At 37.4% G+C, this 23,048-nt stretch carries 18 protein-coding genes; 4 read left to right on the forward strand and 14 right to left on the reverse strand.

Annotated elements, in window-relative coordinates; translation table 11 throughout:
• The first annotated feature begins 29 nt into the window (after window positions 1-29).
• Complete coding sequence (locus tag LC418_RS16250) at window positions 30-1,229, forward strand: dicarboxylate/amino acid:cation symporter (protein WP_111956864.1); 1,200 nt, start codon at window positions 30-32, stop codon at window positions 1,227-1,229.
• A gap of 178 nt (window positions 1,230-1,407) precedes the next feature.
• Here LC418_RS16250 and LC418_RS16255 read toward each other — a convergent pair whose 3' ends face one another.
• Both LC418_RS16255 and LC418_RS16260 read right to left on the reverse strand, forming a co-directional pair.
• Entirely contained in the window at window positions 1,408-1,791 is a 384-nt protein-coding gene (locus LC418_RS16255; RefSeq protein WP_111956862.1) for a DUF779 domain-containing protein, read from the reverse strand.
• 432 nt (window positions 1,792-2,223) lie between these two features.
• Window positions 2,224-3,753: an aldehyde dehydrogenase family protein gene (locus LC418_RS16260; protein WP_111956860.1), complete on the reverse strand. Its 1,530-nt coding sequence runs from the start codon at window positions 3,751-3,753 to the stop codon at window positions 2,224-2,226.
• Window positions 3,754-3,932: 179 nt separating this feature from the next.
• On the opposite strand from LC418_RS16260, the gene LC418_RS16265 reads away from it, so the two are divergent.
• The gene (locus tag LC418_RS16265) at window positions 3,933-4,856 is read left to right on the forward strand and encodes a helix-turn-helix domain-containing protein (protein WP_223559917.1); all 924 of its coding nucleotides are present in this window, start codon (window positions 3,933-3,935) and stop codon (window positions 4,854-4,856) included.
• Window positions 4,857-4,906: 50 nt separating this feature from the next.
• Here LC418_RS16265 and LC418_RS16270 read toward each other — a convergent pair whose 3' ends face one another.
• The 11 genes from LC418_RS16270 to LC418_RS16320 form a co-directional block, all read right to left on the reverse strand.
• The gene (locus LC418_RS16270) at window positions 4,907-5,938 is read right to left on the reverse strand and encodes a hypothetical protein (RefSeq protein ID WP_223559918.1); all 1,032 of its coding nucleotides are present in this window, start codon (window positions 5,936-5,938) and stop codon (window positions 4,907-4,909) included.
• A 113-nt stretch (window positions 5,939-6,051) separates the two neighbouring features.
• Window positions 6,052-7,380 carry a hydroxymethylglutaryl-CoA synthase family protein gene (locus LC418_RS16275; RefSeq protein ID WP_223559919.1) on the reverse strand — a complete coding sequence of 443 codons (1,329 nt, stop codon included), beginning with the start codon at window positions 7,378-7,380 and terminating at the stop codon, window positions 6,052-6,054.
• A gap of 149 nt (window positions 7,381-7,529) precedes the next feature.
• On the reverse strand, window positions 7,530-10,040 hold the full coding sequence (locus LC418_RS16280; protein WP_223559920.1) for a M1 family metallopeptidase: 2,511 nt from the start codon (window positions 10,038-10,040) through the stop codon (window positions 7,530-7,532).
• A gap of 11 nt (window positions 10,041-10,051) precedes the next feature.
• On the reverse strand, window positions 10,052-10,282 hold the full coding sequence (locus LC418_RS16285) for a hypothetical protein (RefSeq protein WP_111956852.1): 231 nt from the start codon (window positions 10,280-10,282) through the stop codon (window positions 10,052-10,054).
• A 1-nt stretch (window position 10,283) separates the two neighbouring features.
• The gene (locus tag LC418_RS16290) at window positions 10,284-11,606 is read right to left on the reverse strand and encodes a serine hydrolase domain-containing protein (protein ID WP_223559921.1); all 1,323 of its coding nucleotides are present in this window, start codon (window positions 11,604-11,606) and stop codon (window positions 10,284-10,286) included.
• Window positions 11,607-11,803: 197 nt separating this feature from the next.
• Window positions 11,804-12,598, reverse strand: coding sequence for a thymidylate synthase (locus tag LC418_RS16295; protein WP_223559922.1), 795 nt, complete (start codon window positions 12,596-12,598; stop codon window positions 11,804-11,806).
• A gap of 164 nt (window positions 12,599-12,762) precedes the next feature.
• A complete protein-coding gene (locus LC418_RS16300; protein WP_223559923.1) occupies window positions 12,763-13,203 on the reverse strand; it encodes a hypothetical protein in 441 nt (146 codons plus the stop codon).
• 159 nt (window positions 13,204-13,362) lie between these two features.
• On the reverse strand, window positions 13,363-14,709 hold the full coding sequence (locus LC418_RS16305; protein ID WP_223559924.1) for an alpha-amylase family glycosyl hydrolase: 1,347 nt from the start codon (window positions 14,707-14,709) through the stop codon (window positions 13,363-13,365).
• Between the two features lie 423 nt (window positions 14,710-15,132).
• Entirely contained in the window at window positions 15,133-15,723 is a 591-nt protein-coding gene (locus LC418_RS16310) for a plasmid pRiA4b ORF-3 family protein (protein ID WP_223559925.1), read from the reverse strand.
• 134 nt (window positions 15,724-15,857) lie between these two features.
• Window positions 15,858-16,889 (reverse strand): sensor histidine kinase, encoded by a 1,032-nt coding sequence (locus LC418_RS16315; protein ID WP_111956847.1) that lies wholly within the window; start codon window positions 16,887-16,889, stop codon window positions 15,858-15,860.
• 46 nt (window positions 16,890-16,935) lie between these two features.
• Complete coding sequence (locus tag LC418_RS16320) at window positions 16,936-17,613, reverse strand: response regulator transcription factor (RefSeq protein ID WP_111956846.1); 678 nt, start codon at window positions 17,611-17,613, stop codon at window positions 16,936-16,938.
• 197 nt (window positions 17,614-17,810) lie between these two features.
• On the opposite strand from LC418_RS16320, the gene LC418_RS16325 reads away from it, so the two are divergent.
• On the forward strand, window positions 17,811-20,411 hold the full coding sequence (locus LC418_RS16325; RefSeq protein WP_223559926.1) for a TonB-dependent receptor plug domain-containing protein: 2,601 nt from the start codon (window positions 17,811-17,813) through the stop codon (window positions 20,409-20,411).
• A gap of 33 nt (window positions 20,412-20,444) precedes the next feature.
• Window positions 20,445-21,656: a hypothetical protein gene (locus LC418_RS16330; RefSeq protein WP_111956842.1), complete on the forward strand. Its 1,212-nt coding sequence runs from the start codon at window positions 20,445-20,447 to the stop codon at window positions 21,654-21,656.
• 147 nt (window positions 21,657-21,803) lie between these two features.
• Here LC418_RS16330 and LC418_RS16335 read toward each other — a convergent pair whose 3' ends face one another.
• Window positions 21,804-23,042 carry an amidohydrolase gene (locus LC418_RS16335; protein WP_223559927.1) on the reverse strand — a complete coding sequence of 413 codons (1,239 nt, stop codon included), beginning with the start codon at window positions 23,040-23,042 and terminating at the stop codon, window positions 21,804-21,806.
• Window positions 23,043-23,048: the final 6 nt, after the last annotated feature.

The raw sequence follows: 23,048 nt of genomic DNA on the forward strand, positions 1-23,048 counted from the left end.
ATAAACCTATCTTTGATAAAAAGCATTGAATGAAAGAGGTACTGAACAACTACTCAGGAATTATACTTTTACTCTTAGGAATTGTTGCAGGAAGCATTATAGGTATTACTGCTCCCAATATTGTGGAATATGTTAAACCTTTGGGAGATATCTTTCTGAACCTCCTTTTTGTGAGTGTAGTACCGTTGGTATTTTTCGCTGTTTCCAATTCTATTGCGTCGCTGGAACAGCAGTCTAAATTTGGAAGAATTATTTTAGTAATGTCCTTTACTTTTCTGTTTTTTATTTTGACAGCAGCCATTTTTACGATCTGTGTCGTTTATGTATTTCCAGTTTCCGGGATTTCCGGTAGTTCTGAAATCATTTCTGAAACGGTTAGTGAAGACAGTTGGGGAAACAGGATCGTAAGCTTTTTTACTGTTGGAGAATTTACCCAGCTTTTTTCAAGACAAAATATGCTGGCTCTTCTTATTTTTGCTTTTATGACCGGATTTGCAGCCCGCAAGGCCGGAGAAAAAGGACAGCCATTCAGGGTTTTTATCGCTTCCGGATATGAGGTAATGAAAGAGCTTCTTTTATTGATCATGAAGCTTGCACCTATTGGTCTTGGGGCTTATTTTGCCTATCAGGTAGCCACTTTGGGACCTCAGCTTTTTGGTTTTTATGCTAAACCTTTAGGACTTTATTATATTGCAGGAATCGTTTATTTCTTTGTCTTTTTTTCTCTGTATGCTTTTATGGCGAACGGGCAAAAGGGGATCAAAAGTTTCTGGACAAATGCAGTCTACCCTACTCTAACTGCTCTGAGTACCTGCAGCAGTTTTGCGACCATGCCGGCGAATCTTCAGGCTGCCTCGAAAATAGGTATCCCGAATTCCATTGCCAACCTGGTTATTCCAATTGGAACCACATTGCATAAGAACGGATCTTCCATGTCATCCATTATCAAGATATATGTTGCTTTTCTGATCATTGGGAAAGACTTTTTTGACCCTGCAAATTTATTGCTGGCACTAGGAATCACTGTTTTTGTAAGCATTGTAGCCGGTGGAATTCCGAACGGCGGGTATATTGGTGAAATGCTGATGATTTCGGTTTATAAACTGCCACAGGAAGCTATTCCGGCTGTGATGATTATTGGGACGCTGGTGGATCCTTTAGCTACGGTTCTTAATGCTGTGGGAGATATAGTCGCTGCTATGTTTGTCAACCGGTTTGTGAAGGTCTGATGGGAAAGAGAAAAGAATAAAGAGCAGGTATAGTACATATTTATACGATTGGTTCAAATCTATACTTATAAATCCTCTTGATCTGCAATAGTTTAGATAATTATTTTCTGAGTGATTAAGTTGATCGGATATGTTTTTTCTAGCCGATTGTTTCAAAGGTCAGTTGATAGTCAATATTCTATTCGCTACGTTTTACTGGTTCCAGATGTTCATATTCTTCTTTGGTGAAAAGTCTGTACTGGACTTTGAATGTCTTGCCTAAAGGAGTTTCCAGAGAAAAACCTCCCGGACCGAATCCATCTGTGACATCCAGTGTAAAGTGGGAATATTTCCAATATTCAAATAAATCGCGGTCTATCCAGAATTCATGACCGTTGATGGTTCCTATCATAGCATCATTCATTCTCGGAAAAAATCCGCCTTTCTCAAAGCATTGTGGCTGAGTACCTTCACAGCATCCGCCGGCCTGATAAAACATCAGGGGGCCGTATTTATCTTCCAGTTGATAAATAACATCAAGCGCTTTTTCTGTTGCTGATAATCTGGATATTGTCGCTTCCATTTCTTTCTTTTTAAACGAGTTGTTTCTATTAAGGTACGAAGATTAATTGATGAACTCTTTCTCTTAATATATTTTTTAATCGCAAAGGCACAAAAGTTTTTATCTCATGCTGTTTTAGGACGCAAAGATTTTATCTATGATACAATTGTATACTGCTGTCATTTTGAACAATTTTACATGTCAAATCGTAAAAATTATCATCAGCATATGGTCCTCTGCTTTACCTCAGATCTCTGATTTTATTATGTATTAAAATGCAAACTGTAATTCCAAAATAATGGCTAAGTTTTCGCGTGAGGGATTGGAAGGGCGGCGAGGAACGAGCCGGTGCGGAATGAAATGGAGCACCGAAACGAAGTGAAGCCCTGGAAAAGCCCGACCGTTTTGCCCCGGCTCTGCCGGGGCAAACGGGCACGCCCTAATATTTAAAAATTAAAAGAAACCTAATTTGTTTTTGTTGTAGGAGATCAGCATATTTTTGGTCTGACGGTAGTGGTCAAGCATCATTTTATGATTTTCTCTACCGATTCCCGACTGCTTATACCCTCCAAAAGGCGCTCCTGCAGGATAGGAATGATACTGATTCACCCAAACTCTTCCCGCCTGGATCTGGCGCGGAACATTGTACAGCTGGTGTGCATCTCTTGTCCAAACTCCTGCTCCAAGACCATAGATGGTGTCATTGGCGATTTTTACAGCTTCTTCTTCATCTTTGAAAGTCGTAAATGCCAGGACGGGTCCGAAGATCTCTTCCTGGAAGATTCTCATTCTGTTGTTTCCTTTGAAAATGGTAGGCTGGATATAGAATCCATCTTCTAAGTTTTCTCCCACATTATTTACGTCACCACCTACAAGAACCTCAGCCCCTTCTTCTTTTCCTAACTGAATGTAAGACAATATTTTATCTTTCTGGATCTGGGAAGCCTGGGCACCCATCATCACGGTTTTATCAAGCGGATTTCCTACTTTGATCGCTTTTACTCTTTCAATTACTTTTGCAATGAATGCGTCTGCAATATCTTCCTGTACCAACAGTCTTGAAGGACAGGTACAAATCTCTCCCTGATTAAGGGCAAAAAGAACAGCTCCCTCAATTGCTTTATCAAGAAATTCATCATCTGCGTCCATTACGGAACTGAAGAAAACGTTTGGAGATTTCCCACCTAATTCAAGGGTTACCGGAATAATATTTTCTGTAGCATACTGCATGACAAGACGTCCTGTAGCTGTAGAACCTGTGAATGCTGCTTTTGAAACTTTAGGATTAGTCACTAAGGCTCTTCCCAGCTCCGCTCCGAAGCCGTTGACAATATTAATAACACCTGCAGGCAGCAGATCGCCTATAATTTCCATTAAAACCAAGATGGAAACCGGAGTACTTTCAGCGGGCTTTAATACAACACAGTTCCCTGCAGCTAAAGCCGGGGCCAATTTCCATACGGCCATCAATATTGGGAAATTCCAAGGGATGATCTGGGCAATTACTCCCAACGGTTCGTGAACGATCAACGAAACAGTGTCTTTATCCAGTTCATTGTGAGAACCTTCGTCTGCACGGATCACGGAAGCAAAGTATCTGAAATGGTCTATAGCAAGAGGTAAATCGGCAGCCAGCGTTTCTCTTACCGCTTTCCCGTTGTCGATGGTTTCAACAATGGCAAGGTATTCAAGGTTCTGCTCGATCCTGTCTGCAATTTTGTTTAATATAACGCTTCTTTCTGTAGATGAAGTGTTTTTCCAGGTTTGGAATGCTTTGTCTGCGGCATTTACGGCCAGCTCCAGATCTTCTTTGGAAGAGTGTGCTACTTGGGTAAAGTTTTTACCATTCACCGGAGAAACTACATTGAAATACTGTCCGTTTACCGGAGGTGTAAATTTACCGTCAATGTAATTATCATATTTGTTTTTGAATTCAGGCCACTGAAAAGCGGTTTCTGATTTCGGTTCTGTCATAGTGCTCATATTAATGTAATTTTATTTTTTCGTAATGCCAAATTACATTTCCAGATGAAAAAGTGATAGCACAATCGTGTAAAAAAATATCACAATAGTGCAGATGGTTAATTTTATAATTTTATTAACAACAGTCTAGGGCTAAAATTTATATATTTGAGTAATTGGGTCTTACAAAATGTTTAGAAATGAATAACAATAATAAATTTTTATTAAATACTCCTGAATTAAAGAAGGAGAACCAGTTATTGAACCTTGTTGAAAACCAGACAAAATTCAATCTAAACAACTGTGAATTTAACATTTATGAAACCCACAAAACAGCTTTCGGTGTGAAACTTCACTTTGAAAACATCGCATTTACAGCAATGCTAAGGGGCAAAAAGCATATGAAGCTGGATAATAAAACAAATTATTTTGATTATTTTCCCGGTGAAAGCATTCTCGTTGCACCCGGTGAAACCATGGTCATTGATTTTCCTGATGCAGACGAATCTCCTACCCAATGTATTTCTTTAAGCCTTAATCCTGAATTTATAGAAAATTCGCTTAATTATTTAAATTACAGTCTTCCCAAAGTGGATGAAACTTCCCAATGGAATATCAAGCTGGATGAATTTTTCCTGTTTAATAACAAATCCTTAGCGTCTGCTACCAACAATATCATGAGGATTGCAATGGACGACAATTCCCAGAAGGATATCATGGCAGATTTTGCTTTGAAAGAACTTTTGATCAGACTTATGCAGACGCAGGCCAGAAGCATGGTTGAAAAAAATATTGCTAAAAATAAATCCAGGATAGGTTTTGCCGTTGATTATATCCGTAAAAACCTGCATCAGAAGCTATCTATCGACAGTATGGCAAAACTGGCTTATGTAAGCAAGTCCAATTTCTTTAAAATGTTTAAAGATGAGCTGGGAACTTCTCCCAACGATTTTATCCTGCAGGAAAGGATCAACAGAGCAAAGGAGTTACTCGCAGGGCAGAACAGCATTAAGGAAACTGCTTATCAGACAGGATTCTCGGATACAAATTATTTTACTAGAGTTTTCAAGCATCTGGTGGGTGTTACACCGAAAAGTTATCAAAATGAAAAAGTATTTTTTTGAATAAACCAAAAAGAGCAGATTCTTCTGCTCTTTTTTATTTTCTAAATCATTTATTGTTTCTCTAAAATCTGCTCTAACTGCTTTTCCAATTTATTAATTTTTTCGGATTGGGATTTTAAAGTTTGATTTTCTTCCTGGAGTTTTTTGATTTGCTTATTCTGCTCTATGGAATAAAGGGTAAGCTCCTCTATCTTTTGTAAAAGTTTGATCTGAAATTCACCAATATTCACTCCATCTTTCTCCATTACTTTTGCTGAAGCAATTTCCGGTAAATGTTTCTTTTCTTTAATATGTTTTTCGACATCTTCCAACTTTGGAAGATTGTATTCATTTTCAAATACAAAATCAGCGGTTGGCGTAAGGGTTACTTTTACTTCTTTTGCTTCAAATTTACCATTTAATAATGCATTTCCATTTTCTCCATTAATAATAAGTCCTTTCCCCCAATCCCAATCATTATTCGCCACATTTTTCGGGGAAAGATGTATTGTCTTCCTACCATCATCAGGAGTATGGAAAATCCATGAATTTGTTCCGCCACTTATAATATCCTGAAATTGAGCATTGCCAACAACATCCAATTTATATGCAGGAGCATCAGTACCAATTCCAACATCTCCATTAGGTGTAAATCTTACTTTCTCTCCGCCATTAAACCTGAATCCGAGTCCTACAATATTATCTCCACCTCCTCTAATAATGCCTATATCTGCATGATTATTATACCATGTAAACATCAGGGAAGAAATCAACGTATCAACAGGGTTTTGCGTTGTAGAAGGCTGAAAGAACCTAATTCCTTTTTGTTCGTTTCCAAAATTAACATCAAATTTAGCCTGAGGAGTTGAAGTCCCAATTCCAACATTCCCGTTTTCCAGTAATTGCAAACCTACTCCTATAGAGGTCCGAAGTCTTACTCCTCCATACCAATTAATATCTAAGCCAGAAGAACCTGTCACGGGATAGCTCCCTAGATAATAATTTATAGGATCTGCATGACCATATAATTTACTGAATGCGATATCCTGAGAAAATAGTAGTTCACAGATAGCCAGACCAAGAATTGATAATGTTTTTTTCATACAATATGTGTTTTCATTATTCCTATTAAACCAGAAGAGCTCAATAAAAAGTGAGCAAATTTAACTAATTTTTCAAGAATATCAGAATAATTTGTCACCACATAGACAAACTTTTAATCTTTATAATGATAATATCTTGCTCCTTTCAAAACAGGATTATCAGTTTCTACTGAGGTCAGTCCAAAACCTTTATAATTTTTATTAACGGAAGTCTGAAGCTGTTTTCTATGAAGTTTTTCATAGGTTTCAAAATCAACTGCCGTTCTGTTTTTTAAATTTTTAAATAAATTCCATTTGGCTGCTGCAGTTTTCCAGTTTTTGGATATTTTTCCGGCAAAAACTTTGGATTTCGAGCCGCTTCCGTATCCTAAAAAGCCTATTTCTTCGCCTGCCAGCTCTTCTCCTTTGTCAAAAGCGACCTGTATTGCAGAAAGGAATGCCATAAAGATGGAAGCTGTATACATATTCCCTATTTCTGAGGAGGCCCGCTGAGACCTTTCGATCTTTTCACTGATAAAATTGAGATAGTCTTCAGATTTCGCAACCGCTTTCTGCTCGTCAAGAGTTTCATAAGGAAGTCCGTTTTCCAGGCTATAAATTTCTGTGAAGACTCTTTTTCCGTGGAAAGCATACGGAAGATGGAAAATAAGATATTTCCAGGCCTCATAAGGCTTATCTTTTCCTGTAATTTCTTTATAATGCTGGTAAGCTTCCCTGATCCTGTCCTGATAGCATTGGTTTGAATACTGCCCATCAAAAACAGGCTCATCCGTAAAGATCTCAATTTTATCCGGGTAAGTTTCCGGAGCTGAATTCAGATCTTTTTTACTGTAGGCTCTTCTGGGCTTAAAGAAATCAAAAACGCCTTCGGTAGCTACTCCCCAGTCATTTTCAATCTCCAGAAGATCCGGTTTTGATGAAACAAGCAGGGCCACTGCACCTCCTCCCTGGGTATATTCACCAGAAGAAGCCAGCTCGTATTTGGCATAATCGCTGGCAATAACTACTGCTTTTTTATCGGGATTCACCCTTACAAAGTCAAGGGAATTATGAAGGGCATCTACCGCTCCGATACAGGCGAAAGTCATATCTACCACATCGCAGTTCCTGAAACATCTTTCGCCAAATTCTTTTTCCAGAACTTTCTCTATCATCTGCATGGCGTATGAAGCCGTAGGTTTTGCAGCATCCAGGGCACTTTCAGTTCCCAGATAAATCCTGGCTATATCTTTAGGATTGAGATTATGATCTCTGATCAGTTTCAACAAAGCTTCTGCTGCAAAGGTAGCGGCATCTTCATGAACATCAGGAAATCCCATTTTATGCAGTCCTAATCCTTTTTCCAGTTTTGCAGGTTCAATTCCTCTTTTTTCCGCCAAGTCTTTGATTTCTAAGTACAAAGACGGCACATAATAGCCCGCAGCCTCAATTCCAAAAGTCATTTTATTCTTAATTTTTATACGAATTTATAAAATGATGTTTGAATAAGCCCTCATTTCTAAGGCATAATTTGTCTTTTAAATACAAAAATCATAAAAAAACCGCTGTTCGATACAGCGGTTTTATATTCTTGTCATTTTTAATGATCTGTTTATTTAAAATCTTCAATCGCTTTATTGATGGCATCAATCTGTTTGTTGATGCTTGCAGCGTTCTGAGGATTCTGTCTCAACAGTTCCATTTTTTTACTTAAACCATCTTTCAGCATCTGGGAAATCATCATTTTTACCTGAGGATTATCTCCCATTTCACCTTTTGCATGGCTGATTATTTTGGTAATGTTCTCAGTAGCTTTCAGATTATCTGAGCTCATAATCCAGTTATATCCTTCTTCTGCAGATTTACCCAATTCCGGATTCTGGAACTTAATAAATGGATAAAAGGCTACAAGCGGAGTGATATTGGACATCTGTGAAGTTACTTTATTTTTTACAATCACCGGAAGTAACTGGCTCAATAATTCGTCTGAAGCCCCTTCAAGGTCAATTTTATCCGCCAGTGTATTAGCTTTTGACGGGTCAATAGCTACAACAGCGCTTAATGAAGTTCCTTTTACAGCATTGGAGACAGCGTTTACTCCTTTTTCAAAAATTGGAAGATATTTTTTATCCTTAGTTTTAGCTAATGCAGAAATGGCAGCAGCCTGAACTAATGTTTTCGGGTCGTTAGATGCTAATTTCTCAACATCTGCCCCCAAAGCCTTCATCTGTTCAGGATTTGAAAGATCCATCAATTGAAGAGCTTTGATTCTTGTTCTGAAATACGGATCTTTTATTGCAGCAGCCAGTAATTTTGTAGCAGCAGGGTTTTTGCCTACCTGATCTTTTATAGCGGATAAAGCTTTATATCTGCTCTTAAATTCTTTGGAGTTGGTGAACTGCAACAGGTTCTGCTCCGGAGTTTTGGTGTCTGTGATATCTGCCAGTAAAATTCCGTCTGCGTTGATGTTCACAAGATCAGGAGTTTTGGAAACATCAAAATTAAATGTATTCTTCGCTTCAGCATTTACCCATACGTTATATCTTTTCGGCTTTCCGTTGTCATATACATCAATAGCAAGAGGAAACTCGAATGGCTGCTCCTGGGTCTGGTTGATCGTTACGGCTACCTGTTTTTTTACCGGTTCGAAAGTAAATGAGTAATTGATCTTTGGATTTCCGCTTCCGAAATACCATTGATTGAAGAACCAATTCAGGTCTTTCCCTGAAACTTTTTCAAAGGAAAGTCTTAATTGGTGTGCTTCTGCATTCTGGTACTCATTGGTTTTCAGATAGTCGTTCATTCCGGCAAAGAAAGCATCATCACCAAGATAATTTCTCAGCATGTGAAGAATTCCACCTCCTTTCTGATAGGTCACAAGATCAAAAACATCTTCACGGGAATCGTAATTGAATCTCACGAGGTTTTTCTTGAAATCAGCAGGATTGTGGATATACATATTCACATCGGTCATCTGGTGGTAGTCTGCCTGGTCTTTTCCATATTTATATTCATTCCAAAGGTATTCGGAATAATTCGCGAAAGATTCGTTTACGGTAAGGTTGCTCCAGCTTTCTGCCGTCACAAGATCCCCAAACCAATGGTGAAATAATTCATGGGCAATGGTATCTTCCCATTTGTTTTCATCGATCAGCTGCCCCGGCTTCTGAAGGATATCGCTTCCATGTAGGGTTGCTGTTGTATTTTCCATGGCACCACTCACATAGTCTCTTCCTGAGATCTGTGCATATTTTGCCCAAGGATAATCATAACCCATCTTTTTGGAGAAAAACTCGATCATTTCCGGAGTATTTCCGTAGATCTGTTTAGCATAAGGTTCGTATTCTTTTTCGATATAATAATCTACCGGAATATTTTTCCATTTGTCTTTAACGATGGCATATTCTCCTACGCCCATGAAGAACAGATAAGTGGCATGTCTTTTATCCATTACCCAATGGTCTGTTCTTAAATTATTTCCTTCTTTCTGTGAATCTTTTAGAATTCCGTTGGAAAGCGTTACATATTTATCAGGAACGGTCATATAGATCTCCTGGGTAGTCTTCTGATTCGGTTTATCGATTGTTGGGAACCATGCAGAAGAAGATTCTGTTTCCCCTTGTGTCCAGATTTGTGTAGGCATATCCGGATCCTGTCCCTGTGCATTGACGAAATAAAGACCTTTGGCATCATTGATGGCCATACTTCCTTTCTGTTTTACTTCATTAGGTCGTGCGGTATATTTGATGTACACCGTATATTCCTGATTTTTCTGATAGGTTTTGTCCAGATTGATTTTCAGGATGTCATCTTTATATTCATATTTCAGAGGTGATCTTTTTCCGTTGTTGTCAAGAGCTACTTCATGAATCAGCATTCCTTTTGCATCAAGTGTCAACTCATTGGAAGGGTAGAAATACGGAGAGGCTGTCAGCCATTCTTCCCCACCCATCTGTTCTTTCTGATAATCAAAATTGACTTTAAGCTTGGTATGTTTAAGTTCCGTTACTTTCGTGTGTGTGGCTCTGTAAGCCTTTTCCCTTCCTGAAGTTTCGGTCTGTGCTGATACGTTCGCGGAAAAGAAAATTCCGAGTATAGCAATGGACAAAATCGCCTTTTTCATGTATTACTGTATTATTTTTTAGAATTATTTTTTGTTATTATATCAAAAATATCATTAACTAAGGTCTCGTAGTCTCCTTTTTTGAGCTGTTCCTTGGTTTTGGCAAAAGCTTTTTTCAGTTCACTTTCGGGGTTTTCATCATCAACGATCTCTGCCGAAGCTACACCTTTTAGTTGTAAAACTGCATTTTGAAGTGCTGCAAGGTCTGCATTGTCTTCTGTATTGATTTTTAAATATTTCATTTTATTGTTTCTTAAAGGTAAAATTATTGGCTCCTTGTGAGAAGTCCATAGTTCCTTTCTCAGCATTGAACTTCATTTTAATGCCTGCCATTTCAAACTTAAATTCGCTTTCAGAGACTGCTTCCAGTGGAAATGCGCCCTGTCCTGTAGCCTGCCCCATCAGCTTTCCTTCTTGCTGAAATATTTTTATATCCAATGGAAAGCCTTCTGTCTTGTAAAGCCCTTCATATTTTTTCAGAATTTCAGCTGCTACAGAAACTTCTTTAAAATTAGGCATTTTAAAATCTTTTCCAATAGCTGTCTGGATCATTTTGATCGAAATATCATTATTATCGTAATCTGATTGATTGGTGATGGCACTCACTGCTACTTTCAGCTCAGGAAAATAATACAGTACTGATCGGAACTGATCAATTCCCCCGTTATGTCCATACCCCGAATATTTTTCAAAAGGTACCTGTGCAATTCCATAGCCATAGCCGTCGATAAAATTTTTCATCCGGGAAAGGCTGGTTTTATTGATGAGCTTTCCGTTTTCCAGAGCCATGATAAACTTCAGAAGTTCTGTAGGGGTAGAAATGATATTTCCTGCACCAACAGGAATGCTCATATCTGTTTCCTGCCACGGCTGATAACTTCCACCGGAGTAGGTATAGGAAAGCGCCTGGTTTGTGGAAGGATCAATCTTTCCGCCCACTTCCGTCAGTATTAACTTCAGAGGATTTGTAATTTTAGCCTTAAGCAACTGTGCATAAGTTTTTTTATAGACCTTTTCCAGTATAAAGCCCAGCAGAATATAATTTGAATTGCTGTATTCATATTTTGTTCCCGGAGAAAAGTCGCTTTTGTATTTTTTGATGATTGACACCAGGGATTGTTCTGTCTGAGCTGTTGTATTATAGCTCCAGTACTCCTGTTCATCCGTTAGATTATGAATTCCGCTTCGGTGCTGTAAAAGATTTTCGAGGGTAATTTTATCTGCATTTTCTATTTCCGGATACCAGGTGGAAAGTTTAGCATCGAGGAATAGCTTTTTTTCTTCAACAGCCTTCATCACAAGTACTCCGGTAAATGTTTTGGAAATGGAACCTATTCGGTATTGGGTATTTATATTGGCTTTCTGCTGTTTTGCAACATCGGAGAATCCTGTAGTTTTCAGAAAAGTAGGTTGTCCGTTTTCTGCAATAGCAAAACTTCCCATGACTTTATGATGAACAGAAAGTGAATCAAGATAATCCATTAATTTCTGTTTGTTTGCACTTTGAGAAAATGCCATACATGAAATACTTGCTGTCGCCACAAAAAACAGTTTTTTCAGAATCATATTATTAATTTTCCAATCAGTAGTAAAATTAAGGATTCTGTTACAACAGTACGTACCGGAAAGTTATTTATAGTCTTCAGAAGAAATCAAGATTTCTCAGTTGTGACATTATCTTATGTTCATCTTTGCACAAACTGTCTTTTTTTGAGATAAAAAAAGTGAAGACCTTGCTTCACTTTTATATTTCATACGATTAATTAAATTGCCACAGGAGCTTTGATTCCCGGATGCGGATCATAATTTTCCAGGGTAAAATCTTCAAAATTAAAACTGAAAATATCTTTTATCTCAGGATTCAGCTTCATAACCGGAAGTGGTCTAGGTTCTCTGGAAAGCTGCTTATTGACCTGTTCAAAATGATTGTTATAAATATGAACATCTCCGAAACTATGAATATAATCTCCTACTTCCAGATCGCAAACCTGAGCCACCATCATCAGCAACAAGGCATAGCTTGCAATATTAAACGGTACTCCAAGAAATACATCAGCGCTTCTCTGATATAACTGCAGTGAAAGTTTTCCATCTGCTACATAAAACTGGAACAAAGCGTGACATGGCGCAAGGGCCATATTGGGTATTTCAGCGGCATTCCAAGCGGAAACGATCAGTCTTCTTGAATCGGGATTCTTTTTGATCTGGTCTATTACCTCAGTGATCTGATCTACTATTTTTCCATCGGCTCCCTGCCAGCTTCTCCACTGTGCGCCGTAAACAGGTCCCAGGTCACCGTTTTCATCAGCCCATTCGTCCCAGATGCTCACTCCGTTGTCGTTGAGATATTTGACATTAGTATCGCCATTCAAAAACCAAAGCAATTCATAAATAATAGATTTCAGGTGTACTTTTTTTGTAGTCACCATCGGAAAGCCTTTTGACAGATCGTATCTCAGCTGGTACCCAAAAACACTTCTGGTTCCGGTTCCCGTTCTGTCCGTCTTGTCTGTTCCATTGTCTAAAATATGCTGTAAAAGTTCCAGGTAGTTCTGCATTTTGAGAGTGCTTTTTATGGTTCAAATTTAGAAAAATTTAAACGATTTACGGGTATCATGGATCATAAAAAAGCATCCATTTCCATGAATGCTTTGTTTATTAGAGTCTTTGATCTTCAATCAAAAGAAGTAAATTTTACCTTCAAAATTCAAACAGGATAATTCTACCAGATATGCTGAATAGTCTGGACCATGTTATTAATGGCAAAAGTCTCCCCCTCTTTTTTCCCTGACATGGCTTTCACAAGGGGTGATTCTACAGAAACTGTCATCACTTTTTGTTTTTCAGAAGTAATTTCGCCCACAGATACGGCAACATAAAACAAACCTTTATCTGTTTTGACCAAAGCTCCGATCTGAGCTTTATCTGAAGGTTCAACTGATATTTTTTGAATCACAGATTGCTGATTTAAAGATTCATTAAGCTGCCGCTGAAGGTTATTGATTTCCTGCTGAAGCATTTCGCGGCCTGTTTCATATTTGTCGCCCATGGAACTTTTGGTATCATTATTAGAAGCGCGGGTTTCTGCAATCAGGTTTTCAAAAGATTGTATTTTTTCTGTAAGCTTTGCTTTTATGATGTTTAATAATTCCTGTTTGTTCATATCATGAAGTTTCGTGTAAATTTTGGCTAAAACCGGTTACAAATATGCATAAAATAAGCGGGCTAAAGCCCGCCCCTATTGAATATTTTAGAAGATTAATATTCTTTTAAAAATAAAAGGAATATAAATATTTCTGATTTTTAATGTTTAATTTCTGATTTATTTTTCAAAAACTGCATAGTCTGAAACTTTGAATGTGAAATCTTTCCCGCTGTCAAAATCTCTTTTGGTCTTGTCAAAAACATTACGGAAAACTCCTGAAAGATTCTGGTCCTCAATGGTAAATTTTACAGGTTCTTTTGACATGTTCAGGACTACCAACACTTCATCTTTTCCGTTCTTTCTGACGTAAGCCAGAATTTTGTCGTTGGCTGTGGTATTTAAAAGATAGGTAGATACGTTGCTATCTCCGCCTCTTAATGCAGGATTGGAGGCTTTCAGTTCCAGCAAAGTTTTATAAAATTCTGCCATCTGGTAGGTATTGGTCCATTTGATGACATCTTTTTCAAAAAATTCAAGCCTTTTCATATTGGGAAGTTCCTGGCCTGAATATAACAGGGGAATACCATTCCATGTTGCAGAGAATACAGCCATAGGTTTGGTTATTGTTCCATACTTTTCGTATTCTGTTCCGTTCCAGGAATTTTCATCATGATTGGCTGTAAACCAGGCTCTCATGGAAGCATCTCCGATATTGGAATATTTTTGCAACAAATCTTTAAGTTCCTGAAGAGGCTCATTTTTCTTATAATAGTCTGCAGATTTATGCATCCATTTCCATGAATAGCTTGCATCAAATACTTTTCCGTATTCGGGGCTCTCGATTTCATCAAATTCTCCCAGCCAGAAAAGAGGCTTTATTTTTTCGACTTCCGGGCGTGCCTGCTGCCAAAAATCCACTTCTACCCAAGAGGCAAGATCGCATCTGAAACCGTCAATTCCCGTTTCCTTTACCCAGAATTTCATGGCATCTATCATCGCCAATCTCATTTCCTGGTTTTTGTAATCCAGCTCAATAATATCATCCATTCCTGAAGCAATATGAAATTTTCCATCAGGATCTTTCAGATAGAATTCCGGGTGTGTTTTTGTCCAGACATGATCCCAGCCTGTATGGTTGGCCACCCAATCTATGATAACTTTAAAATCCAACCGATGGGCTTCGTTCACCATATGTTTGAAATCATTCATGGTTCCAAATTCGGGATTAATGGACGTGTAATCTGAAGCTGCATACTGGCTTCCAAGGCTTCCCTTTTTGTTTTGCTGGGCAATGGGGGTTATGGGCATGAACCACAGGGTTTTGATTCCCATTTTTTTCAGACGTGGCATTTCTTTTTCAAATGCTTTAAATGTGCCTTCCTGTGTATATTGTCTTAGGTTTACTTCGTAAATATTGGTCGTGTGCTTCCATTCCTTCGGCAGATCCATAGTGTTTTGAGTGTTTTGAGTGGCACAGGAAACAATTCCCAGGCCAATTATTGCTAATAGAATTAATTTCTTCATTCATCTATTTTTAGCAAAAGTAAGGAATGTTTTTTTGTTAGAAGCAGAGAACGTGAAGAAGTGAGAAAGGTAAAATGTGAATAGTCAATGGTGAATTTTGCTTCGCAAAGTAATTTAAGTTTGAAAAAGTGAACGATGAATAAGAGGCTGTTTAGATTTTTAAAATCCCGCTGATTTAGCAGATTACGCAGATTTTTATAACTGAAATAAATCTGGGCAATCAGCGAGAGGAATATGTTTTTTTAGTAATTATTCTGCACCAGAATTTTTATTGAATAAAATTTAAACGGATTCTAAGAAATTTTAAAAATTACAGATCTTTAAAATTCATGATTCGCTTGCGAAGCAAAATTCACAATTTACCTGCAATAGCTGACATAAAAAAGCCCCGGACAGAATCCGGGGCCTTATATTGTTCAGATGTTATCTTTCTTCATCGTTATCATCATCCTCTTCGAAAACATCGTCATCGTAGTTTTCTTCTTCTTCATCATCGAAACTGTCGTCATCCTCATCTTCAAAATTTGTACTTCCTCCAAAGTCATCCTCGAAACTGAAATCATCATCCATCAATGGCATTGCTGATCTTTTTTTGGATCCTCCGCCTTTGCTTGGTGCCTTTAACGGAACGTTTCCAAATCTGTATACCGTAATAGGATAATTAACTCCTTTTGTTTCTTCGATGATTTCTACAAGCTCACAATACAGTTCCCAAAGATCAAGAAGCCCATACTGGAACTGAGCTTTGTCGCCTACATTTCCAAAAGCTTCATCAATGTACACGTCCGACATAATTTCGCCATCACCATCGTCACTCATATCTTCCAGGGGAACGCTTTTAATTATTGTTCCGTCGTCTTCCAACATATTAAAAGTGGAAAGTTCGTCTCCTTGCAGACTGAACGCACTTTTAATTCCCAAATGTAAGTTCCATAGTGATTGTTTTCCCTTTACTTCAATATCACGGAAAATATCCTCTTTCGCATCTAATATTACGCGGATCTTGTAAACCATATCAGTTTCTTAAATTACTTTTTTGCCTTAATTATTATGATAAATCTCTGTTGCAAATATATAATAAATGACATGTGACAAAAAAATATTTCAGGATTTTTTAAAATATTTTTTTTTCTTACATTTTACCAGAATTATTTGCTTTTTTCAAGCATGAAACTGAATTTAGTGCCTTCAAGATAGACACTTTCTACGGTAATATTTTCGTTATGGGCTTCCAGAATATGCTTTACAATAGCCAGCCCAAGGCCGGAACCACCTTCTCTCCTACTTCTGCTGGTTTCGACACGGTAAAATCTTTCAAAGATTCTCGGAAGAGCTTCAGCTTTAATTCCCATTCCGTTGTCGATCACCTCAATCAGTACCTTATTTTTAAGAACACTGGTTTTTACGGCTACTTTTGCTTCCTGCCTGTTGGCATAATGAATGGCATTGGAAATCAGGTTAATGAAAACCTGTGAAATTTTCTGCTTATCGGCATCTACAAAAATCTGTGGATGAAGGGTCTGGATCTGCAGGGTAGCATTATGTTTTTCTGCTTCAAATTCAAGAAGCTCAAAAATTTCTTTGATCAGAAGGTTAACATCAAATCTTGATACCGTAATACTGATTTCTCCTGCCTCAAGGCGGTTGATCATATCCAGGTCTGTAACGATTGCGATCAGCCTTTCTACGGATTTATCTATCCTTTCCAGATATTTGTCGCGGATGGTAAGATTGTCAACACCTCCGTCTCTGAGGGTCTCTACATATCCCTGAATGGAAAACAGCGGTGTTTTAAGCTCATGGGAAACATTTCCGATATATTCTTTACGGTAGCTTTCCATTTCCTTCATCATATCGATTTCCGTTATCTGCTGCTGGTTAAGATCGGAAAACCTCTCACCCAGTTCTTTAATGGTAATATTCTCGTTATTGTCATGAACAATTTCCTGCGGAAGCATTTGTGAAAGACCGCGAACCTGCTTTTTCCCGTAATAGTTGAAAAGAAGCTCGAGGACCACATAATTGATCATAAAAATGAGGATGAGGCAGGTAAAAAGACCAATCTTAAAAAAAGGCGTCTGGTAATAGATATCCTTCAGTGAATCAAAGATGATCACTAAAAGAAACATCACCAGTGTCAGAAGACACGAGGCGACGAGTGTAAGTCTGTAAAATTTCAATTTTACAAGTTTTTATAGGTTTATGTAAAGGTAGGAATTTAAAGTATTAAACGATAAGCTTATACCCGATTCCTTTTAATGTCTGGATGGTATTAATTCCCAGTTTTTCTCTCAGTCTTCTGATGTGGACGTCAATTGTTCTTTCTCCTACGATCACATCATTGCCCCATACTTTTTCCAGAATTTCTTCTCTCTTAAATACTTTTTCAGTATTTGAAGCAAGAAGATAAAGCAAATCAAACTCTTTTTTAGGAAGAAGGAACTGCTGTCCGCTTTTGGAAACTCTGAAATTGTCTTTGTCGATCACTAAATCACCAATTTCAATCAGTTTAGCATTATCAGAAACCTGAGAAGTCAGCTTCAATAAAGCATTCACTTTAGAAATCAGAATTTTCGGCTTGATCAGCTTTACGATGTAGTCATTGGCTCCGGCCTGAAATCCTGCTAACTGAGAGAATTCTTCGCTTCTTGCAGAAAGAAAGACAATAAGTGTTTTCTGCAGCTCTTTTACTTTACGGAGTTCCTGGCAGGTTTCGATACCATCTTTTTCGGGCATCATAACATCTAACAGAATAAGATCGGGAATGATCTCTTTGGCTTTATCTATTCCTTCGTTACCGTTTGTGGCTGTATAGATATCATAGCCTTCTTTTTCCAGGTTGTAAGACAGAATCTCTAAAATATCCAGTTCGTCGTCTATTAAGAGTATTTTCTTTTGGTTCATTTTCAATTTTTACAGAGTCAAAGTTAATAAATTTTAAAGCACAGATGAACAAATCTATTATCGTTCATATAAAGTTAACAATAACCTGCTTTTATTAATGTTTAGTTAAAAAAAAATTAAAACAACCTAAACCATTTACCCCACTAATCTTTTATTCCTTTGCACCGAAAGAATCTAGTAATAAAGTAGGTAAAATAATGAAAATTAATAAACTTAGCATTGCAGTCATATTTTTATCCGGATCCATGTTTTACGCTCAGGAAACGAAGCAGGACACGATCATTAAGGAGAAAAAAATTGATGGCGTAGTAATCCAGGGAAGCAGCAACAAGAAAACTGAAACTGCTGTATTAGGAGAACAAAAAAAAGCGGTTATTCAAAAGCAGGCTGTAAGTGCTGAAGAGATTTCCAGAAAAGGGATCTCCAACGTGGAACAGGGACTTACGAAAGTAACAGGAATCACTACAGTAGAAGGAAGAGGTCTTTTCGTTAGGGGTCTTGAGGAACGATACAATTATTTATTGATCAATGGTCTTGGATCACCTTCCAACAACCCATTCCAAAAGATTATTGCCCTGAAGCAGTTCCCAACAGATGTGGTAGGAAAATTAAATATTTATAAAACCTTCAACTCCAACCTTTACGGAGATTTTGCAGGAGCAACTTTTGATATTGAAACACTAACGATCGACAAGCCTTTTACGAAGGTAGAATTCAGTGTAGGGGTAAATACTTTAAGTACATTCAGAGATAACTTTAAAGTATCTGAGGGCTCGCAGGGTATTAATGGATATTTAGGTTTAAATTCCAGAGACAGAAAACTACCAAACGAGGTTAGAGACTCAAGACCAAGTAACTATAGATTTACAGCAAATGAATCACTAAATTCTTTTAAAGATTCGTGGAATGTAGACAATGTAAAAACAATGCCTAATACAAGTATTGGATTTACGACTGTACAGAAAACAAAAATGGGTGAAACAGGGAATTTAGGAATTTTATTCTCTTTAAACCAGTCAGCAAAATATTCATACAGAGAAGGAGATAATAACCAATTTAGAAATAATGGCTCTACAATAGAGCTCAGCAACTTATTAACTAAAAAAGATTACGAATATGAAACAGAATCTTCAGTTTTATTAGGATTGGGCTATAAAAATAAAGGTACAAATGTTAACCTGAATGCAATTTACCTACAGAACTCATCCAATATTATTGAGGATTTTACCGGATTTAAAAATGGCCAGGTTCTGGATCAACGTTTCTTTAGAACGAATCAGCAGGATATCTCAAGATTTTTGGATCTACAGTTAACTGCGGCACAAAAAATCGGAGAACGCCATCAGTTTAAGGCGGGGGCTAGCTATGTAATCAATAGTTATAGCCAACCGGACAGAAAGATCTTTGAACTTAGCCAGCCTGAGGATTTTACCCATGCTTTAATTTCATATGGAGGTAATAGCTTTATCAGACAATATTTGGATGTTAATGGCCGATTTTATGGTTCTGCATTTGGAGAATATTCTGTTTTATTAGGAGAGAAGGGCGATCGAAAGGATTATCCATTACAAATATCTATCGGTTATAATGGCTTTACAGATATAAGAAAGAATTCATATCGCTTTATTTTCGGTAACCCAGGAACCGGAAGCTCTTCTGTTTATATCAATGTCGACCGTCCTCAAGATGCTTTAAATACTTCCATTAAAAATAATCAACTTTATTATAATGAAGGTAGTGATTCTTATGCTTATTTATCTAACATATATCAGTTTGTAAATGCTGGATATGCTAATATTAATTACAAGCCTACTGATACTTGGGATATATTATTAGGTGGCAGATTTGAAAATGACATGAGAATTATTAGGTTTAACAGACCTGGTAATTCAAATAGAGAAAACCTAACACCAAATAAAAACTACTTTTTGCCTTCGCTCTCTATAAAAAAAGCCCTAAATAATAAAAATAACTTAAGATTATCTTTAAGCAAGACCATTACCCGTCCTGTTCTTATTGAAACAATGCCTATTGAATATATCAATCCCGATAACTCCTCTATCCTTGGTAATGCAAATATTCAAAACAGTGAAAACTATAATGTAGATCTAAAATGGGAATATTTCCCAACTAACAAAGAAATGTTTGCTGTTAACTTATTTGCCAAGAGAATAGACAAGGCTATAGAGCGTTCTATGGCTCCTTCAGCAAATGCAAGTGGTGCCGTTATTACATTTTATAATGCTGAAAAAGCTACTCTTGCAGGAGTTGAGCTGGAAGGTATTCTTAACTTAGGCAGATTTTCTGAATCTTTAGATAAATTTACCTTAGGAGCTAATGCTACCTTTATGTATTCTGATGTAACAAGAAGTGAAGATCAATTAAAAACTGAAAGACCACAAGGCTTTACCAATGATCAGCTTCATAAAAGAGGCTTGCAAGGGGCGTCTCCTTATACGATCAATGCTGATCTGAAATATGAATACAAAAATTCAAAAAATTTCAGCAAAACTTTCTCTTTGGTATATAATGTATCTGGTTCTAAAATTTATGCAGTAGGAGGTTCAGGTGCAGATAACTATTATGAAAAACCGTTCCATCAATTAGACTTTGTTTATCAAAATCAAATTGATAAGAATTGGAACATAAAAGCAGGAGTACAAAACATTCTAAACAGTAAATACCGCGTTGAATTAGGAGATGACAGTTATTATACTGTAAACACAAACAGTATTTATTCCTTAAATAATTATTTCAACGGTGTAACTTTTAATTTGACCGTAGGTTATACCTTTTAAAAATTAACTTATAAAATAAAATCTTATTATAAAATGAAAAGAAATCTTTTAACTTTATTATCATTAACTTTACTTTTAAGCTTGTCCTCATGTACAATCGAAGTAAATGATGATTCAGGAACTCCTACTAATACAAACCCTGGAAATACAGCTGGTGTTTTACCTGAAGGAGGAAAATTATCTGGTGAAATCACTTCTAATTTAACAATAAAAAAAGGGAATTATACATTAGAAGGTATTGTAAAAGTAGCTGATGGAGCGACTCTTACTATCGAAGCTGGTGCAACATTTACCGTATCTACTGCCGTTACATCAAGTTTAGTTGTTTTACAAGGCGGTAAAATACTTGCTTTAGGGTCCGCAACGGAGCCAATAGTTTTCACAACTACAGCAAAGACTCCTGGCGGATGGGGTGGAATAACACTTTACGGAAGAGCTCCTATCAAAGCTGTAAACGGAAATCCTACTGCAGTATCTGAAGATGGAAATGCTATAACATATGGTGGAACCGATGCTAACTTTAGCTCAGGTATCTTAAAATATGTAAGAGTAGAATATGCAGGTAAAAAAATTAATGATGGAACTTCTGAAACCAATACTTTCACATTCTATGCTGTAGGAGATGGTACAATTTTAGAAAACTTAGTTGCCTACAAAGGAACTGATGACGGGTATGAATTCTTCGGAGGTACTGTAAGTGCCAAGAATATTGTTTCTTATGGTAACTATGATGATTCTTTTGACTGGCAGGATGCATGGAGCGGACAGAACAACACCAACTGGTATGCTTTTCAAACAGTGACTGGTAACTATGGAATGGAGATTGAAGCTTCCGCCAATGTAGACAATACAGCACCTAAGATTTCAAATATTACTTTGATAAGAGATACCAATACAGCTCCTGAGGTTGCGGGATCTACAGAAATTTCTGCTATCCAATTCAAAAGACAAGGAACAGGTATTTTCTCTAATGTATATATAAGCGGATATAAAAACACAGGGGGTAAAAATGCTTATGCAGTGCTTATTCAGGATGATGCTACTAATGCAAGCCAGGTTAATGCAGGAAAAGTAGTTGTATCACCAATTAACTATTTAAATTCAGATAACTTGGGAGTTTGGGGGTATGCTCAAACTAATGGTGGAAAAACTTTCACGAACACCGCTACTGTTACAAAAGTATCTCTAACTCCTGGAGCTTGGGCTACTGTAGACGGAGTAAACCTTTTAGCAGGATTACAATAATAAGTAACTAGTTTCTTCATATCAAATCTAAAGGCCATCAGAATTCTTTCTGGTGGCTTTTGATTGTTCAAATAAATCAAAGAAAAGCCACTGGAAAATCCAATGGCTTTATTACAAAAAACAAGTATATTAAAAAATATATTTCAATTAATGTCTCCAAAATAAGTTCCCGTCATTCATCAGGGCTTCTATTTTGGATATTCTGGAAACAGATTCTGCAGAACATGAAGCATCAGTAAATACAACGGCTGCATCGTCGCCTGGTTTGGGCCATTGCTGTTTTCCTTTTTCATCCAGCGGAAGAATACTTTGAGTAGCAAACTGAAGTGTTCTTGACAATTCAAATTCGGTTTCATATCCGTACAGTTCCGCAATCAGATTCGCTTTCTGAAGCATATTTCCTGATCCGAAGGTACTCCAGTAATCCTGCACATTATCATTTCCGATCACAACCTTCACTCCATACTTTTTCAGCATTGGAATGGGCATTACCGTTCCTCTAAAGGGTACAGAAGAGACAATTCCCACTTTTCCTTCAGCCAGTCTTTCTGCAATCTTTTCCGTTTCTTTTGGTGAAAGGTGGGCTAAAGCAAAGGCATGACTTACAAATGTTTTTCCCTGAAGCTGTGGATTTTCAATAGCTTTATCGATAAGATAATTGATGGTCTTCATCCCGGACTCTCCTACTTCATGCAAGTGGATATCAATTCCTTTTTTATGGTCTAAAGCCAGTTGTATTGTGAAATCAATTACTTTTTCAATATTCCCGTCAATACTTAACGGATCAAGACCTCCGATAAAACCTACACTTTTCAGCTGTGCCGCTTCTTTCATCAAAGGAAGCGTATCTGTATAATACAGGCCATGCTGCGGGAAAGCAACAAGTTCAGCTTTAAAAGAATCTTTTTTATGTTCTAATGCTTTTTCCAGATTCTCAAGTGAATGTAAACCAGAAGTAGGATCAATATTAAAATGGGCTCTTGCAAAATGAGTCCCGTAATGCTGAAGCAGGCTGATCAGCTGCTCTGCTCTCTCCACAGAAGTTTTTAAAAGTTCAGGGATAATTTCCTGCTCATAGGCAATCATATCCTTCACTGTTCTCCGTTTCGGTGAAAGCGCCTGCCACGGAAGTCCGTATAATGTCTTGTCCAGATGAATATGCATATCTCTGAAGGCAGGAAGCATCAGAAAACCTTTACCATCCAAAGCATCAGAAGCCGGATCATTCGGTTTTACGGATTTGATCTTTCCGTCTTCTATTTCAATACTGAAAAGACCGGTTTTCGTTCTGATTACTTCTTCATCATCATATTCAAATCCCGTTTCGAGACGGACATTTTTGAGTGAATAGGTTCCTTTTGCGGCCAATTGATAGGGAAACTGCATGACTTA

The sequence above is a fragment of the Chryseobacterium lathyri genome, from assembly GCF_019970085.1.
GTDB classification, from domain to species: domain Bacteria; phylum Bacteroidota; class Bacteroidia; order Flavobacteriales; family Weeksellaceae; genus Chryseobacterium; species Chryseobacterium lathyri.